13 protein-coding genes are annotated in these 15869 nt (G+C 53.6%); 6 read left to right on the top strand and 7 right to left on the bottom strand.

The annotated features are described in order from the left end of the window. Nucleotides 1-99 precede the first annotated feature (99 nt). Complete coding sequence (locus LOC67_RS26295) at nt 100-1779, bottom strand: GumC family protein (RefSeq protein WP_230265832.1); 1680 nt, start codon at nt 1777-1779, stop codon at nt 100-102. A 371-nt stretch (nt 1780-2150) separates the two neighbouring features. On the opposite strand from LOC67_RS26295, the gene LOC67_RS26290 reads away from it, so the two are divergent. The 3 genes from LOC67_RS26290 (at nt 2151) to LOC67_RS26280 (ending at nt 5219) form a co-directional block, all read left to right on the top strand. Beyond that, nucleotides 2151-2795 (top strand): class I SAM-dependent methyltransferase, encoded by a 645-nt coding sequence (locus LOC67_RS26290; protein WP_230265831.1) that lies wholly within the window; start codon nt 2151-2153, stop codon nt 2793-2795. Between the two features lie 93 nt (nt 2796-2888). Next, a complete protein-coding gene (locus LOC67_RS26285) occupies nt 2889-3899 on the top strand; it encodes a PepSY domain-containing protein (RefSeq protein WP_230265830.1) in 1011 nt (336 codons plus the stop codon). Nucleotides 3900-4133: 234 nt separating this feature from the next. Continuing rightward, on the top strand, nt 4134-5219 hold the full coding sequence (locus tag LOC67_RS26280; RefSeq protein ID WP_230265829.1) for a redoxin domain-containing protein: 1086 nt from the start codon (nt 4134-4136) through the stop codon (nt 5217-5219). Nucleotides 5220-5368: 149 nt separating this feature from the next. On the opposite strand, the gene LOC67_RS26275 is transcribed toward LOC67_RS26280, so the two are convergent. Next, the gene (locus LOC67_RS26275; protein ID WP_230265828.1) at nt 5369-6043 is read right to left on the bottom strand and encodes a DUF1080 domain-containing protein; all 675 of its coding nucleotides are present in this window, start codon (nt 6041-6043) and stop codon (nt 5369-5371) included. Nucleotides 6044-6691: 648 nt separating this feature from the next. Continuing rightward, complete coding sequence (locus LOC67_RS26270; protein WP_230265827.1) at nt 6692-7513, bottom strand: LuxR C-terminal-related transcriptional regulator; 822 nt, start codon at nt 7511-7513, stop codon at nt 6692-6694. 432 nt (nt 7514-7945) lie between these two features. Here LOC67_RS26270 and LOC67_RS26265 point away from each other — a divergent pair, with 432 nt between their 5' ends. After that, on the top strand, nt 7946-9094 hold the full coding sequence (locus LOC67_RS26265) for a Gfo/Idh/MocA family protein (RefSeq protein ID WP_230265826.1): 1149 nt from the start codon (nt 7946-7948) through the stop codon (nt 9092-9094). Then, nucleotides 9087-10085: an ROK family protein gene (locus LOC67_RS26260; protein WP_230265825.1), complete on the top strand. Its 999-nt coding sequence runs from the start codon at nt 9087-9089 to the stop codon at nt 10083-10085. The genes LOC67_RS26265 and LOC67_RS26260 overlap by 8 nt, the downstream gene beginning before the upstream one ends. Before the next feature lie 71 nt (nt 10086-10156). Here LOC67_RS26260 and LOC67_RS26255 read toward each other — a convergent pair whose 3' ends face one another. Together LOC67_RS26255 and LOC67_RS26250 are read right to left on the bottom strand one after the other, a co-directional pair. Further along, nucleotides 10157-10633 (bottom strand): 6-pyruvoyl trahydropterin synthase family protein, encoded by a 477-nt coding sequence (locus tag LOC67_RS26255; RefSeq protein WP_230265824.1) that lies wholly within the window; start codon nt 10631-10633, stop codon nt 10157-10159. A gap of 270 nt (nt 10634-10903) precedes the next feature. Then, on the bottom strand, nt 10904-12310 hold the full coding sequence (locus LOC67_RS26250) for a sulfatase-like hydrolase/transferase (protein WP_230265823.1): 1407 nt from the start codon (nt 12308-12310) through the stop codon (nt 10904-10906). Nucleotides 12311-12891: 581 nt separating this feature from the next. On the opposite strand from LOC67_RS26250, the gene LOC67_RS26245 reads away from it, so the two are divergent. After that, the gene (locus LOC67_RS26245; RefSeq protein WP_230265822.1) at nt 12892-13914 is read left to right on the top strand and encodes a hypothetical protein; all 1023 of its coding nucleotides are present in this window, start codon (nt 12892-12894) and stop codon (nt 13912-13914) included. 23 nt (nt 13915-13937) lie between these two features. Here the strand turns inward: LOC67_RS26245 and LOC67_RS26240 are convergent, their stop codons facing one another. Then, nucleotides 13938-14717 (bottom strand): SDR family NAD(P)-dependent oxidoreductase, encoded by a 780-nt coding sequence (locus LOC67_RS26240; protein WP_230265821.1) that lies wholly within the window; start codon nt 14715-14717, stop codon nt 13938-13940. Nucleotides 14718-14815: 98 nt separating this feature from the next. Beyond that, nucleotides 14816-15709: a serine/threonine-protein kinase gene (locus LOC67_RS26235; protein WP_410001182.1), complete on the bottom strand. Its 894-nt coding sequence runs from the start codon at nt 15707-15709 to the stop codon at nt 14816-14818. Nucleotides 15710-15869: the final 160 nt, after the last annotated feature.

Raw genomic sequence — 15869 nt, 5'->3', positions numbered from 1 at the left:
TCAAGGTTTCCAATTCAGTGGGTGAGTGAATTCCACGTCACCCGGTGTTCATCAAGTTGTATCGGGAAATGATCTTCGAACCAGATCGGCAAACGCGTTCTAGCGAGGCAACGCTGGTGCAGGAATCTGGTTCTTCTGGACGCTGTCGATGTCGACGAAGTCGTCCGCTGTTTCGTGTTGTTCTTCTGCTAGGTCGAATGTTGAATCGTTCGCTGACGATTGGTAGGCAACCTGTTCAATAGGGTGTCGCAAGATTGCCTGGAAGACGCCCAGTGCCATTCCCAGGAGAAGTCCCACCAACCCCAGCATGATCCGTGAAGGGCTGACCTTTTTAAGGTTCAGCGACGCGTTCTGGATGATAGTCACGTCGGACATTTTGTTACGGTCGAGCTCTGAAATAATGCGAGCTTCTTCGAGGCTGCGTGCATGATCTAGCAGCGACTCCTCTGCGATGTCTGCTTCCCATTTCAGCCGCGCGATTTTCACGGCATTGCTGTTCAGCTTTAGCAGTTCTTTTTGAGCCAATTGCAAACGTTCGTTCAACGATTCTGTTTTATGTCGAAGGCCGTCCGTCTTGGCGCTCGCCAACGAGTACTCGCTTTCGAGTTGTTGCCAAAGCGGATTCAATGCCTCACGTCGCAACTCTCGCTCGTTCGCCTCGTCTTCGACAATGCCCTGGCTGCGAGTCATTTTTTCTTGTAGCAGTCGAAACCTTGGGTGTTCGGGTTTCAGCGTCGCGAGCTGCTCACTTTCGTCGACCTGTTGATCGAACAATTGAGTTTTCATGGAATCGCTTGCCGCATTTGCGACGCCTCGCGTGACTTCCATGGGAATCCATTCTCGGGTCGATGCCAGTTGTTGTCCCAAGCTGTCGCGTCGCTGCGTTGCTTCGGCGAGTTCACTCAATGAACTATCCAGGCCGACTTCGAGTGCGACGATGCGTTCACGCAAGGTCGTCTCGGCGGACTGGACGCTGGTCCATCCGGCTTCGCTACGAGCTTGTTGGAGCGTTTCACGAGTTCTTGTCGCGACTTCGCGGCTGTTGTTGACCTGCTGTTCAAAGAACTCCAGCGAGCCATCGTTGCGGTGGGCTTCGACGTGGTAGTTTTTGTACTGCGATAGGACCGATTCGGTGATCGACTGAACCAAAAAAGGATCGGGGCCAACCAAAGTCACTGCGATCGTGTAGCCATTCTTGGGAACATCAACCGAAAGCCATTTTCGAACACGTTTGATCGCCTCTTCACGACGCAATTGGTCGATGTGTTCTCGAGATTGATAAGCCGAACTACCGGCCGTGAGCCGTTCCAATTCGATGACGGTTTGATCAACCCAGGAATGCGGCTGAAGGATTCGGTCAACGCCAACTTCGTTGACTGCGCGTTCAGCGATTTCACGGCTGCCGATCATGTCGGCAACACTTTGGACTTCTGCTGACCGTGTTTCTTGAACAGAGACGCCGGCTCCGGCATTCTGTGCTGTCGGGTCGACAGACAGGGCAGCTCGGCCAAGCCGAACGTACAGCATGCCGTCGCTGCCATATCGATTCGGCCAAACGGCAAGCAGACCGACGGTCAGCACCATGACCAGTAAGGTCGTAAAGATGATCGAAGGCCAATGGCCGATGACTGATCTGGCTAGATCGGCAGGCGTGACGGCGGACCAGCGGACGTCTTGCAGGGCCATTCCGGACTGCGATTCGCCTGATCGAAAGTTGTGATGGCCAAAGTCGCGATCGCCGTTGCGGCTGCCACCTGGATCGACAACATTTGACTTCATGGTTTTGACGAGACGGGACGTATAAGGCGTGATTTGCTGAACACCGGCAGAAACTGTTTAGAACCGTCAAAGTTCAATCCGCGGCGGACTCACAAGTGATCTGATTGACCTCATCGGAATCTTGGCACAGGCTAGTCATCCGTTCAGGCTGTTCCAGTCAGTGCGCGTCGTTCCCTATTTGTAGTTGACGATTCCATAAAAGTGGTAACGTTTGCAGCGATTTTGCGGCCTATGTGCCAGTCGGCTCCGCAAAATCGAGCCTAAGTCCATTCGTTTTCCTTGCCAATTCATCATTCTGACCCGGTCATTTCATGAACCAGCCCACCCCGTCGTCGAGTTCCCCGCTCCCCCGGACCCTCGAGCCCGAAGCCATGGATACCGAGCTTGAAGTTCAAGAGTACAAGCAGATGGATCATGAAGGCATCAATTCGCTCTACATCGACGACTTGATCGCTGGTGGCCCGGTCGGACCGAAAGTCATGGATCTGGGATGTGGAACGGGCGAGATCGCTGTGATGCTTTGTCAGCGTCTCGATGACGTTCAGGTGATGGGCGTCGACATGTCCATCGAAATGCTTGAGGCGGCAAGAATGGAGGTCGAACTTGGGGGAGTCCAAGGACGCGTGTTTTTAGAGAATGCCGATTGCAAAGCTCTCGACCATTTTGAATCGGGATCGACTGACACGGTCCTTTCTAATTCGCTCATCCACCATGTCGCTGATCCAGCCAGTGTGTTGGCTTGCGCAATGCACGTGCTGGCTCCGGGAGGCCGGCTGTTCATTCGAGATTTGATGCGGCCAACGACCGAAGACGAGGTCGAACGCTTGGTCGAAGAACATGCAAGTGGCGAAACCGATTTCGCGAAGCAGTTGCTTCGCCAGTCACTTCACGCAGCGCTGACAGTGGCCGAAATTCGACAAGTCGCGGCGAAGTGCGGCATCGATCCTGAGTCGATCCGTGCAACCAGTGATCGGCATTGGACTTTGGATTGGTCGTCAACCGATGACGTCGCATAGCTGATACATTGTCGGTTTTGATTCAACCGTGTCGTGTTATTCAGCGTGTCAACGTTGTCGATGCGATCAAACGTCTCGGAATTGAAACCAGCGATGGCAACCACAACGAAAGCGTCTGAGCAAGTCGAAAGTGAATCGGCCAGCAGTAAATCGGCTGAAGGTGAGCGTTCACAAGATTCGGCAAACGCCGCATCACCGAAGCGGCGGCCGCGTCGGTTGTCATCAAGGTTGATGATGTTGGCCCGACGGACACATTTATACGCGGGCCTGTTCTTGTTGCCTTGGGTGTTCCTGTACGGAATTACGGGGGCGATGTTTAATCACCAAGGTTTGTTTCCTCGCATTGATTTTCGCCCGGTTCCCGCCGATGTGATCCGATCTGAAATGGATCGTTTCCCCACGCCAGAATCAATGGCAGCGGAGGTTGTCGAATCGATTAAGTCTGCCAAGGGTGACATCGCGCTTTCGTTAGCCGAGTCACATCAGGCTGAATTCACCAACGATGTGATGTTCGAAATCAATGTTGATGGGAAAAAGCGAGTGGTCCATCTCGACCCGATCGCAAAGACCGCCCAACTGGCAACCCATCCGCCCGAGGATTTCAAACCGGAACATCGGCTGTCAGACGTTAAAAACATCCGATTGGAATCAAAGCCATTGGACATCGCTCGTTCAGCGGCAAAACAAGCGATCGACCATGCGGGTTTAAAATCAAATGCCGATCCGAGACCGTTCGGTTGGACCAAATTGAATTTTCTTGCCATGCTGAACGATGAACCGGTTCGCATCACCTATGTGCTGAAAGATGGCCATGTCGATGTGATGACGTTCGATGGGCAGCCTGACATGCCAGCACGCGGTTTCTTTTTGCGGTTGCATACCACGCATGGTCAGCCACCGCATTGGAATGGGCGAATGATCTGGTCGCTATTTGTTGATGCGATGGCGATCGCGATGGTGACTTGGGGTGCCACCGGACTTTTGATGTGGTGGCAGATCAAACGAACCCGATTGATCGGTGGCATCGTAATGCTCGCTAGCGTGTTGGTAGCCGCGGCGGTGTATTTCGCCGTTTTTGGCTTCTACGCAAGGACCATGCTTTAGCAGCACGGCCCAGTGTCTTCGTCTCGCGTGTGGAGATCGCCGCGGAAACATATGCCACGCATTCGCGGCAATGATTTAGGTTGTGGCGGGGCCGGCTTGCTAAACGACATTGCTATTCTGAAGTCCCCCACGGCCGTTTGTTCCATTTCATAGGGGGCCGGTTTCAATCTTTTCCAACTCGTCAGTCGTCCGACGATGGTCGGTGGCACCAAGAACCTCTCAACGGATTCGAAAATGACTCGCCCGTTTTTGGCTATGTTTGTCTTGATGAGTTCTAGCCTGGTCGCTTCCTTGGTGAGTGCTGATGCGCCTGAGACCCAGCCGGTGCTGCTGCAAATGATTCGAGATGACGCAGTTCATCGTGAATTGGAGCTTACCGAAAATCAAATTCGTCAGGTCAAATCGACTTTGGCGGACGTCGATGGCCCTTGGTTTCGTGTACGAATCCGCCCGGCGGAGGAACGAATCGAAAAGATCGGAGAGCTGCAGCAGCAGCTCGAAAACTCGCTGAGTGGAATTCTTGATGCGAGCCAACGCAAGCGGCTCGAGCAACTGCAGAACCAAGCGTTGGGAACGCGGATGGTTGTTCGCGATCGCGTCGCGACAGCTTTGAAACTGAGCGAGGAAGATCGCGAGTCGCTTTACAAATTGTTCCGCGAGACCGACCGTGTTTCCAATGAGGCTCAGGAAAAGCTACGTGCCGGTGAGTTGGACGCACAAGCGGCGGCAGAGAAAATCAAAAAGGCCCAGTTCGCCGAAAGAAAATCCTTTACAGATCGATTGACGACAGACCAGCGAATCAAGCTAGCCGACCTGACCGGAGACAGCTTCAACTTTTCGAAAGTCAAACGCACTTATCCATCAGCTCCAGAGCTTACTCTCGATGGCGCCGAATGGTTGCAAGGTAGTCCACAAACCTTGAAAGAGTTGCGTGGCAAAGTGGTGGCGGTTCATTTCTATGCGTTTCAATGCATCAACTGCCGACGCAACCTGCCACACTACAACGCATGGCAGACTGACTATGCCGATGACGGTTTGGTCATCATCGGGATTCAGACACCCGAGACATCTCGTGAGCGCGATCCAGATGCGGTCGCAACCGCGATCAAAGATGAATCGATCGAGTATCCGGTCCTGATGGATACGAAATCCTCCAATTGGCAACAATGGTCAAACACCATGTGGCCGACAGTTTACTTGATCGACAAGCAAGGTTATCTACGCCGCTGGTGGCAAGGCGAGATGAACTGGAAAGACACACCTGGCGAGAAGCAAATGCGTGAAACGATCGAGATGCTTCTTGCTGAAAACGATAAATAGACGTGGTGTTTTGTTTCGGGAGCTTTTGACGAGGCTCTTAGAAACGAAAAAATCCGTGAAAGCAATGATCTAGATCGCTGCTATCACGGATCAAAAATGAAGATCGGTCTGCGTTTGAAACCGAAAGTGTTCTTCGCAACCAACAGGGGTTACAGAGATTTAATCTTTAGGTTGCGCCAACGGACTTCGTAAGGACCGGCGTCGGCAGGGATTCCGTGGACTTGAAGTCCGATCAGACCTTTAGGGTGTGATTCGTAAATCGGTTCGTCGCTTAAGTCCGCGATTGGGTGACCGTTGATGAACGTTTTGATGTTCGCCCCTTTGGCGATGACTTTGTATTCGTTCCAGTCGCCGTTTTTAAAGTGGTCATGTTCGTTGACCGCTTTGTCTTTGGATTGTGGTTCTGGCGATAGCCAACCTCGTCCGGTCGCTTCACCGTAGATCCATCCGGCTTGTCCTGGGCCGTTTTCGATCTCGACTTGAGGGCCGAAGACTCGCCCCCCGTATTTGTCAGCGCCTTTTTGATCTTTCAGCTTCGATCGAATTTGGACACCCGAGTTCAGTCCCTGGTCGCATTTGACTTCGAAGGTTAGCTCGAAATCGCCATACTCTTCGTCCGTACACAGAAACGTGTTGCCGGTGCCTTTGGCAGTCTTTCCGACGATCACGCCGTCCTGAACTTCGTATGTCGCATAGCCGCTTTTGACGGACCAGCCATCGAGTGACTTGCCATCAAAGAGTGATTTCGAGCCGTCTTCGGCGGAAGCAGTTCCGGCAAGTGCAGTTGAGGCTAGAACCATCAGGCCCAAGAAAAATCGCTTCATCGTTTTATGTGGGTTGGGAAAGGTGGGGCGGGAGGAGTCAACGTCCACGGATTATAGATGAACGCGAAAGGCGATGCAGGCCTACAAAGGTCAAGTTCGGGATCGTCGTGGGGAGTTCCGGACGAGGATCGAGATTGTGTTTGCGGCGGAACTGGTGATGTAGATTGATTTGCAACGGCAGGCAGTGGGGCCGATCGAGTGGCGGCTTCCGGTCTGCGTCAAATGTTCAGACGTGACTAGACCGATTGCAGGCAGGCAGACCATCGATTTTGCATGATGATGCAAACCGACAATCGCTTGATCGAAAACCGTTGTGGTATTCGTTGTATAGGCACAAGTGATGAAAGACAGCTCAAACGCGGGCAACGTTTGCAACCGAAACACTTATGACATTCAGTAGCGTCTGGTTATGCGAACCGGACGAGAAGGGTGTCTTGGTTGATCGGGGCTTCGACCGCCTCGGGGTTTACGGCCGGCCCGACAAGACTTTGTGGAAGGAATCCACACGACACCGAAACGTTACTGGCGGTGGCGTCAAACTCGCAGATTGCTTTCGTGCGGGTGAGTTCTTTGTGCCGTGACACAAGATTTTCTTTGATTGCCATGCAATCGATACAATGGAAAATGATTCCAAATCAGTCAGTTCGATCAAATGCTACCGTAGGTATTCGTTGGCATTGATGGACTGTTCATCGGAGGTGCCATTGATGCGGTTGGTGAAATTCCCGAGCTCTTGGTGTGCTCGATAGATCGTTGATCGATTCGACGATCGACAAATCCGTTTCGGGCGCGAGCGACAGGAAAGATAACGTCGTGCAGTCCGCCTAGGATAACCACGCGGGTCATTTCAGCCGTACTTCGGACATTCAGGTGGCGATAGGCTTTTTGCCTTTCACGCTCGATCGTTTTAACCGAAACTTTAAGCTTGGTTGCGATCTGCTTGTTGGGTGCGCCTTCGACAACGAAGTCGACGATCTTACGCTGCCGTTCAGGCAGTGTTTGATACAGGCGGTGGCAGCGAAGCACATCAAACTGATGAGAGACAAGGCTGCTGAGGGCAACCGCGTCACGAATCGAATCCACGATTTCGTGGGTTTCCATGCTGTTGAATGCAACGACATGGGCGATACGTGCGACGGCTTCCGAAGCCGACATGCCACTGTTCTCGTCCAACACAAGTGCGACAGGAGCAGCCACGTTCTTTTCGAACAGTAGCTGTTCGATGCTCGACCATTGTTGGATGCGGGGATCATAGTCCAAGAAGATGCAAGCGATCTCCTCAGTTGATGCGGCTTGGTTCACAAGCGAGGTGATCGACGGCGAAGTCTGGAAGCGAAAGCCTTCAGCACTTGCTGCCTGTCCAACTCGTGATAGCCACGCCGAGTCTTTGCTTGCCGCGAAGACAACAGGCCGTACCTGCGCCAATGGCGTCGGTGGGTAGCCCATAGAAGATTCGTGATGGTTCATCATCAGTTTCAAACCCCAAAAATAGTGGAAGGGTTGGCGGGGGTAGGTCCACACCCGAATGTGGCGCTCCGCCGTCCAGCAGTTGCATCGGCTTGTATGAGCGTTCGCCCTCACTCACCGCGATAGCGTGTCTTACGCGCGTGTGTCCCACGCAAGCGCCTTTAACACAGCGTTAAACACACCTGTGTGTTTGACTCGGGCGGAGACCCGACAAATAACAGCGCGCGACACCTAAGAGAGGGCAAACGGACGCGGGTTCGAGGACACAGGAAGGGTAGGGAGAATGGTCACGGCATGGCCGAGACACCTTGAGGGTTCGCCGTCATCGATGCACTTTGTTCAGCGATGTAAACCCGCTGGTTGCGTTTTGCGGACACCTCGCACAAACTTGCACCCAAACATCACCTTCACGCACTTCAACTAAGCAACGACAACATGAAAGCGATCGTGGTTGGGACAGGATTTATCGGGCCGGTTCATGTCGAAGCACTCCGACGCGCCGGCGTCGAAGTCGCAGGCATCGTCGGCTCTTCGCCCGAAAAGTCCGTGGCCGCCGCAACCCGTTTAGGACTGCCATCGAAGATCACAACCTTTCAACAAGCTCTCGATGATCCGAGCGTCGATTGCATTCACCTAACGACACCCAATCGGTTTCACTTTGAACAAGCCAAAGCGGTGCTGAATGCCGGAAAGCATGTGCTGTGTGAAAAGCCACTGGCAATGAATTCTGAGCAGTCTCGTGAACTGGTGAAGTTGGCTGCCCAAAGCGATAAAGTGGCTGGCGTCGCCTACAACATCCGGTTCTATCCCTTGTGCCACGAATCGGCCCAACGAATCGCCAGTGGGATGATCGGCGATGTGATGCACGTCACCGGGTCTTACGTCCAGGATTGGTTGCTCAAGCCCACCGATTTCAATTGGCGTGTCGTGGCGGACGATGGTGGAAAGCTTCGCGCGATCGCCGACATCGGAACACATTGGTTGGACTTGATCCAATTCGTTACCGGTCAAAAAATCGTCGAGGTCTGCGCCGATTTACGCATCGTGCATCCCGTCCGTCAGCAGCCGATCGGCGGTGTCGAAACCTTTTCCGGCGGATCGTCGGAGAAGCTGCAAACGAAAGACGTATCGATCGAAACGGAAGATTGTGGTTCGGTCATGCTACGTTTTGCCAACGGTGCGAACGGTTGCTTGTGGGTTTCGCAAACCACCGCCGGACGCAAAAATTGTTTGCGATTTGAAATCGGCGGAAGCGATTCCGCACTGGCATTTGATAGTCAATCACCAAATGAGCTTTGGGTTGGTCATCGTGATCAACCTAGCGAAGTCCTGGTACGAGACCCCGCACTGCTACACGACCAAGCCCGCGGAATTACGACCTATCCCGGCGGGCACAACGAAGGCTTTCCGGATACCTTCAAACAATTGTTCCGAACATTCTATGGATACATCGAATCGGGAGACTACAACGCGCCGCGGCCGTTCCCGACTTTTGACGAGGGCCACTACGAAATCTTGATCTGCGATGCGATCTTGGAAAGTCACCAAAAACAGTCATGGGTGAAAGTCGCAGCCGATGCTTGATCAACAGAAAAACGGAGTGTTCGTCGCAGTCGACTTAGGTGGGACGTCGGCGAAAATCGCATTGGCAAACTCGTCGGGTGATTTCATCGGACGGTCGGCGGTTTCGACTCAAGATGACGGACGGCCAGATCCAGTGATAGACGCGATGGTGGCAGCCATCAAACGATTGCTCGATGAGGCTTCCATCGATACCGATCGAGTCATCGGATTGGGGATGGGGATACCCGGATTGGTCGACGTTAAAAATGGAGTCACCAAGTTTCTTCCCAACCTGCCCACACAATGGCGTGACATACCAGTTGCCAAACGAATGACTGCAGAACTGGGGTGCTCGGTCAAACTGCTCAACGACGTTCGCACCGCGACACTGGGCGAGCTGAAGTTCGGAGTCGGCAAGTCAAACCCCGTTTTGTCGTTCGCGTTTTTCTCGATCGGCACCGGCGTCGGCGGAGGACTTGTTATCGATGGCCAGCTGCGTTTGGGGCCACTGGGTGCCGCTGGCGAATTGGGGCATCAAACGATCGATCCGAACGGACCACGATGTGGCTGCGGCAATCGCGGATGTCTGGAAACCTTGGCAAGCGGGCCGGCGATCACATCCGAAGGCGTCCGATTGGTGCAGTCCGGTTTGGCACCGAAGCTGCGTGAACTTGTCGGTGGCGACATGAACTTGGTGACTCCGCAGACAATGGCGGTCGCGGCAAGTGAAGACGCATTGGTTGCCGAAGCGATCGAAAATGCAGCGGTCTACCTGGGGATCGGTGCCGCCAATGTCATCACGGCGGTCCATCCCGACGTCATCGTGCTCGGCGGAGGCGTGTCGATGCTGGGGGAAAGATTGACGACTGTGGTCAAGCGTGAAATCGACAAGCGTGTCGGGATGTTTCCGACAGACAATGTCGATGTCGTTTGTTCATCGCTCGGTGCTGATGCCGGACTACGAGGCGCAGTCGCACTCGCCGACCAAGCATCTCGTGAAGCAAACCGCTAGAGAGCTAGCGGGAAACGATTAATCAGCCACAGGAGCGATAGGCTGGTGGCCAAGGGTGCAAGCGGTTTCGGCTACTTGCCGACTGCCATTTCAGAGAATTGCTCGTTTGGGCTGTCGACCGAATCGAGGCTTGCTTCGGCAAACGATTCATCGGTCTCCCAAATGCGAACGCGGACAGCGCGAGCGCCGGAACCATCCAGAGCCACCGGAGCCATCTCTTCAAGCAGGTACTTCGCCATGTTCTCAGCCGTTGGGTTGTACGGCATGATGAAAATACGTGATGGCGTGACCATTTCCAAAGCCTGACGCGCGTTGTCGTCATCCTTGTGGATTAGAAATCCGTGGTCCCAATGATCGTCGATCCAGCCTTTGACGCGTTTCTTCAAGTCCGAAAAATCGATGACGCGTCCGACGTCGTCTTGGACGTCACCTTGAACGAAAAAGTCCGCGACGTAATTGTGGCCGTGGAAGTTTTCGCATTTCCCGCCGTGGTTGAGTAATCGGTGTCCGGCGCAAAATTTGATGCGCCGCATGATGGTCAATGCCATTGCAAAGGCTCGTTGGTCAATCGGTTCGCGGATCAATTGCCGGCCAGGGCTGCTCCGAGTGTTGGTTTGGTCAGGCAGTCTTGAATTGCCTTGTCAAAAAACATTGCGGAGAACTCTTCAGGCCAGCACCGCATTATTGACTGGCGACAAGCATCCGGAAACCCGAAATCGCCTGCTCCCCGCGTTTGGCACTGCGATTCGGGCAGTCGATGACTTTGCGTCGCCGCCTGTATACAGCGAGATGATTGGTCCGCAATCGACGACTGAGGCTTATTGTGCCGCCGACCAATCCGTCCCATCAGCCATGATGCTGCGGTTGATTTCAAGCATTTTTGTTTTCAGCTGGCTGACAATTTCAGGCCGTTTAGCGGCGAGATTTGTCGTTTGCTTAGGATCATTTTTCAAATCGAACAACTGAAAGTTTTTGTAGCCCCCCTGACGGATCTGAGGAATCCACGATTCCTGAAACATGTTGTCTGTCGGGATCTCGTAGTCTCGTTCGGCAACCAATGAATAGTCGCCATCTCGGATTGCGATGATGGGGCGAGATCGCTGTAGGTGCCAGAACAGAGGCTGGTCGCGACCGAGATGGTCAGTCTCTCCACGTAAAACAGAAGACAGGTCGATGCCGTCGAGGTGGATTGATGCGTCACGCTCCAAACCCAACAAGCCACACACGGTAGGTAACACATCGACCAAACCTGCGGGGACTTCGGAAGTGACGCCGGATTGCAGTTTTGCTGGCCAGTTAAAGATTCCAGGAACTCGAATTCCCCCTTCCCAATTGACTCCCTTGCGTCCACGCAAGCCTCCTGTTCGGTCATCGCGATAGCTGCCGTTGTCAGACGCGTAAATGATCAGCGTGTTCTCAGACGCTCCCATCTGATCGAGGTGTTCTACCAACCGTCCGATCGCATGATCGGTGTTGTCGATCGTTGCCGAATAGATAGCCGCCTTGTCACGTTCCTTGCCATACTGCTTGGTGATCGAATCCGGTGCGGCGATCGGAGCGTGCGGTTCATGAAACCAGACATTCAAAAAGAATGGTTGGTCGGCTGAGCTATCTGTGGCTGGGCTATCTGATCGACTGTTTAACCAATTGATCGCTTCGTCGACAACAAGCTGGCAAGAGTACCCTTCCAGTTTTCCGACCGCGGTCCCGTTGCGAATGAAATTGTCCGGGTTCCGATGGCTGGGGCTGGCATTGTTCCACGTCGCGAACCAATAGTCGAAACCATGCTTGTCGGGAGTGGGTTTGTCGAAACGCTCGCTTGGCAATCCGAGGTGCCACTTCCCGATGTGAGCAGTCGCATATCCGGCATCGTGAAGAATCTCAGCCAGCGTTTGTTCTCGTAGCAGCAGATGAGAACGCTGCGATTCGTCGTGGATCCAGCTGTAGACTCCCGCCCGAATATGATGTCGTCCTGTTAGCAACGTTGCCCGCGATGGAGAGCAAACGGCGCATCCGGAGTAAAACGTTTCGAAGCGAACACCTGTCGCCGCCAGTTTGTCAATGTTCGGCGTTTTCACAGGGCCGTCGTAGCAGCCAACATCTTGGTATCCCAAATCGTCAGCTAAAAGCATCACCACGTTGGGACGCTCATTTGAAAGGCACGGTCGGCCGACGCAGATGGCTATCCCGACGGCGATCAAATGGATTAGGCGATGAGCTGACATCTTGAATAGTCGTTCGGATGGATCAATCACTACTGGCTCCACATAGGGGCGTTCTCTTCACAGACGATCTAGTTTCGAGCACCTAGTGCTTCGTTCGATATGAAAATACGGGTTCGGGTCATCAGCCGACGGGCGTTGGTCCCGGTTATTGCACTGAAACCGTGGCTAACGCGATACGGCTAATCCTAAAATCGAGTTGGAACGAAGCACTAGTGTATCGCACTCGATCAGACCGCTGTGGTGCTGCTCAGTGAACTCGCCCGCCGCAAATTCGCCAAGCAATCGTGCGAAATGCACTTGGCAAGCGAGCTTTCACAGAACGGTTTGGCCGAGGTGTGCGTGTCGCCCCAAGGCATGACTTTGTGTGCCACGTTGCGTTCTCGTTTAGATTGGATGAAAAGCGTCTAGAGCACCGCCGAGCAACGTAACGGTGGTGCATCAAAGTGGTATCAATCGCGTTTTGCTTTACGGCTAATGCCTCTTGGAATCTACGCCGGTTCGAAATATCGACCCACGGTATGTTCGATCAAAAGAACAACGAGACGGCTGTATGAGAACGAGGATTCGATGGAACCGAAATCATGCGTGTCAGCAAGTCTCGATCAAAAGTCCTGCGTGATGGCCGCTGCGTCATTGTTTATCGGATGGACGAAGGCCACTACTCCGATCCGATCACACTTAGCAGATCGGAGGCCGTTCAGATCGCAAAACGGTTTCGACAAAATGCCAGTTGCCAGCCCGATCGAAACATCAATCTTGCCGCCGCGTCGTATGTTTACGATGCGGCAAACAAAATGGGGTGGCTTGAAAACGAGTCGGTATCGCAATCCGGATTCAAATCCAATCTGATCGATGAAGGCAGTTCCGACGGTGATGAGCATGACACTGTCGTCACCAGAGAATCAGAAGACACCGAACAGACATCACCGCAGCTAGCGAGTGAACTTCCGACGCGAAAGTACTTTCCTTTTATCGCCGCTTCGATTCGCTCTTCGATCAATGAAGATGTCTATGGCGATCTGGCATTTGTACTCAGCGGGGTGCATCCGGCCAAACGCGTCGATCCACAAACGAATCGCACGCATGTGACGCTTAGTGAAATACTGGAGCAATCGAGTGACCGAATCAGCCCCACGCAAGAATTGATGCGGGACCATCACTATGCGTTGTCGCAATATCATCATCTCGATCTAAACCACTTTCGAAGCCGTTGGTCAGCGGCAAACGATCAGCTGGGAAAGCAGGACGCAACCGATTTGCTGAAGCTGGTGCGGAAGCTGCGGAAACTGCAGCTCGGCGATGAAGGGGCCGCGTTTAAAGATGTGAACCTGCAGCCGGTTTTGGAGTCCATCTATGACCACAGTCTGGAACTGATGCACTATCAGTTCCGTTGGGCCAGACGGAAGCTCGAAGAAACTCACGCGACTCCGGTGCGCAGACCTGCTCCGAGTACCTTTTCTACTTTGCTGCAGCGTTTGCAAATCGGAAAGGCCAAGTCAAAAACTCCGGAGCCGGTCAGACTTTCGGACGTCGAGCGTGAAATTGCTCATGACTATCTCGATGTCGCGATCAAGCTTGGGCAGATCGCGCGTGCCTTTCCATAATCAAGCGGCTCAGTCAAGTTTTGTTAGCGAGCGGTCCAGCCGCCATCGACTACCATCATGCTACCGGTGGTGAAGCTTGACGCGTCACTTGCGAGATAGATTGCGGCGCCCTGGATTTCTTGCATGCGTCCCCAGCGGTTCAGCGCCACAGCACCGACGATAAACTTTTTCGCCTCTTCGGTATCGGCAATCGGTTCGTTCATCGGGGTCAGGAAAGGGCCAGGGCAAATCGCATTGACCGTGATTTGGTCGTCGGCAAGTTCCAGTGCCAATGCCCGCGTCATTTGCACGATCGCACCTTTGCTGGATGTGTAGGGGGTGCGATTAGCCAAGCCGACGATTCCCAGCGTACTCGCCAGATTGATGATTCTTCCAGCACCCCGCGACCGCATGTGCGAGATGACCGCTTTGCACGTCAGCCACACCCCATCAACGTTGACTTGTTGAACTTTGCGAAATTCATCGTAGCTCAATTCATCGATGGGGCCACGGATATTGATTCCTGCGTTGTTGATCAAAATATCGATCCCACCGAAACGATCCACGACCGTGTCTACGAGATGCTCGACTTGCTGCTGATCGGTTACATCAGCGGCAACTCCAATCGCGTCGACTCCGTATTGCTCTGAAATCTGTTGGGCTGCCTGTTCAACCTCGGTTTGGTTTCGAGCGCACAAGGCGATCTTCGAGCCTGCGGACGCCAGTCCGGCTGCCATCGCGGCACCGAGGCCTTTGGAACCGCCAGTGACGATGGCAACCCGGTCTGTCAGGTCAAAAAGCTTGATTCCGGGTAACTGAGTCATCACGTTCGCCTACGCTTGATCGAGAAGAAGTTTCTAGAGCTGTGCAGCGAGGCATTGTCGCACATGTCACCAAGACATCACAAGGATGTGGCACGTCGCTAGGCAACGTTCCGCGTCGAGCGATGGCTAACCCTGGTTTCGGGTGCTCGCTGGATGATGCTGCGATCAGAGAGTGGGTAGCGAATCTTTGCCAATGCATTTCGCATTGCGACCGCATCGCGAAAACGCTTGCGTGGCGAAGGATCGATCGACTTGCGGATCAATGCGACCAGATCGCTAGCAAGTCCCTTGCGAAGTCGGTTGTAACCTGGCAATGGAGCTTCGAATGGGTACTCGGGTAATTCGCCCGAAAGCAATCGATAGAGTACCAGTCCCAACGAGAACACATCGCTGCGGTAGTTGGGATGTCCCATCGCTTGCTCTGGAGCCATGTAGCCGAGCGTTCCCGATGCGGAAACGTCATGGCAAACGTTTTCAAGCCGTGCCAAACCAAAGTCCGTCAAGCGGATCACTTTGTTGGGGAACAGGATGAAGTTCTCGGGCTTGATGTCACGGTGCAAAACACGGTGTTCGTGAGCGAACGCGACCGCATCGACCATTTGAATCAGATAGTCAACACAGACGGCGCGGGACATTCGTCGGCAAAGACGATCGGCAAGCGATTCTTCACCGATGGGAAACACCATGACGAAATGGTCGTCGATGAACTGCGCATTTTTGAGCTGAAGGATGCCTGGGTGCTCAAGCCGGGCCATGATGCGAACTTCACGTTGCAGATCGTCCAGCGACTGCGTGTTGCTGATATACCTTCCGTCGGGAATCTTCATCGCGACTTGGCGGCCTTCAATGGTATCCGTGGCCGCAAAGACGGTCGCGAAGCCGCCTTCACCCAAGCGTTTGGTTAGTCGGTATTTTCCAAGTCGCGAACCGACACGAAGATTCGCTGTCGATGGCTTTTGATTGGCAAAAATTCTGAACGTCGTCACGGGCATTTCGGGGCAATTGCGCAGCGAACGGACCGGCGTCGGACCTTGGATAAACAACCGGCGGCAGGCTCGCATCGCCCATGAACAAATCGGTCACGGATTGTGGATGCGGACGCCTCGCACTTCCGTTAATCGACACAGAAGTTGCGGACAGAATAGTTTTTTA

It is taken from the genome of Stieleria sp. JC731 (assembly GCF_020966635.1).
In the GTDB taxonomy this organism is placed as follows: Bacteria; Planctomycetota; Planctomycetia; order Pirellulales; family Pirellulaceae; genus Stieleria.
This window is presented reverse-complemented; position numbering and strand designations above follow the sequence as displayed.

What these genes read in the sequence shown, in the direction of transcription:
- LOC67_RS26270 (WP_230265827.1), bottom strand. Translation starts at nt 7,513, where the DNA reads ATGATGAACCATCACGAATCTTCTATGGGCTACCCACCGACGCCATTG.
- LOC67_RS26260 (WP_230265825.1), top strand. Translation starts at nt 9,087, where the DNA reads ATGCTTGATCAACAGAAAAACGGAGTGTTCGTCGCAGTCGACTTAGGT.
- LOC67_RS26290 (WP_230265831.1), top strand. Translation starts at nt 2,151, where the DNA reads ATGGATACCGAGCTTGAAGTTCAAGAGTACAAGCAGATGGATCATGAA.
- LOC67_RS26245 (WP_230265822.1), top strand. Translation starts at nt 12,892, where the DNA reads ATGCGTGTCAGCAAGTCTCGATCAAAAGTCCTGCGTGATGGCCGCTGC.
- LOC67_RS26295 (WP_230265832.1), bottom strand. Translation starts at nt 1,779, where the DNA reads ATGAAGTCAAATGTTGTCGATCCAGGTGGCAGCCGCAACGGCGATCGC.
- LOC67_RS26250 (WP_230265823.1), bottom strand. Translation starts at nt 12,310, where the DNA reads ATGTCAGCTCATCGCCTAATCCATTTGATCGCCGTCGGGATAGCCATC.
- LOC67_RS26265 (WP_230265826.1), top strand. Translation starts at nt 7,946, where the DNA reads ATGAAAGCGATCGTGGTTGGGACAGGATTTATCGGGCCGGTTCATGTC.
- LOC67_RS26285 (WP_230265830.1), top strand. Translation starts at nt 2,889, where the DNA reads ATGGCAACCACAACGAAAGCGTCTGAGCAAGTCGAAAGTGAATCGGCC.
- LOC67_RS26280 (WP_230265829.1), top strand. Translation starts at nt 4,134, where the DNA reads ATGACTCGCCCGTTTTTGGCTATGTTTGTCTTGATGAGTTCTAGCCTG.
- LOC67_RS26235 (WP_410001182.1), bottom strand. Translation starts at nt 15,709, where the DNA reads ATGCCCGTGACGACGTTCAGAATTTTTGCCAATCAAAAGCCATCGACA.
- LOC67_RS26275 (WP_230265828.1), bottom strand. Translation starts at nt 6,043, where the DNA reads ATGAAGCGATTTTTCTTGGGCCTGATGGTTCTAGCCTCAACTGCACTT.
- LOC67_RS26255 (WP_230265824.1), bottom strand. Translation starts at nt 10,633, where the DNA reads ATGGCATTGACCATCATGCGGCGCATCAAATTTTGCGCCGGACACCGA.
- LOC67_RS26240 (WP_230265821.1), bottom strand. Translation starts at nt 14,717, where the DNA reads ATGACTCAGTTACCCGGAATCAAGCTTTTTGACCTGACAGACCGGGTT.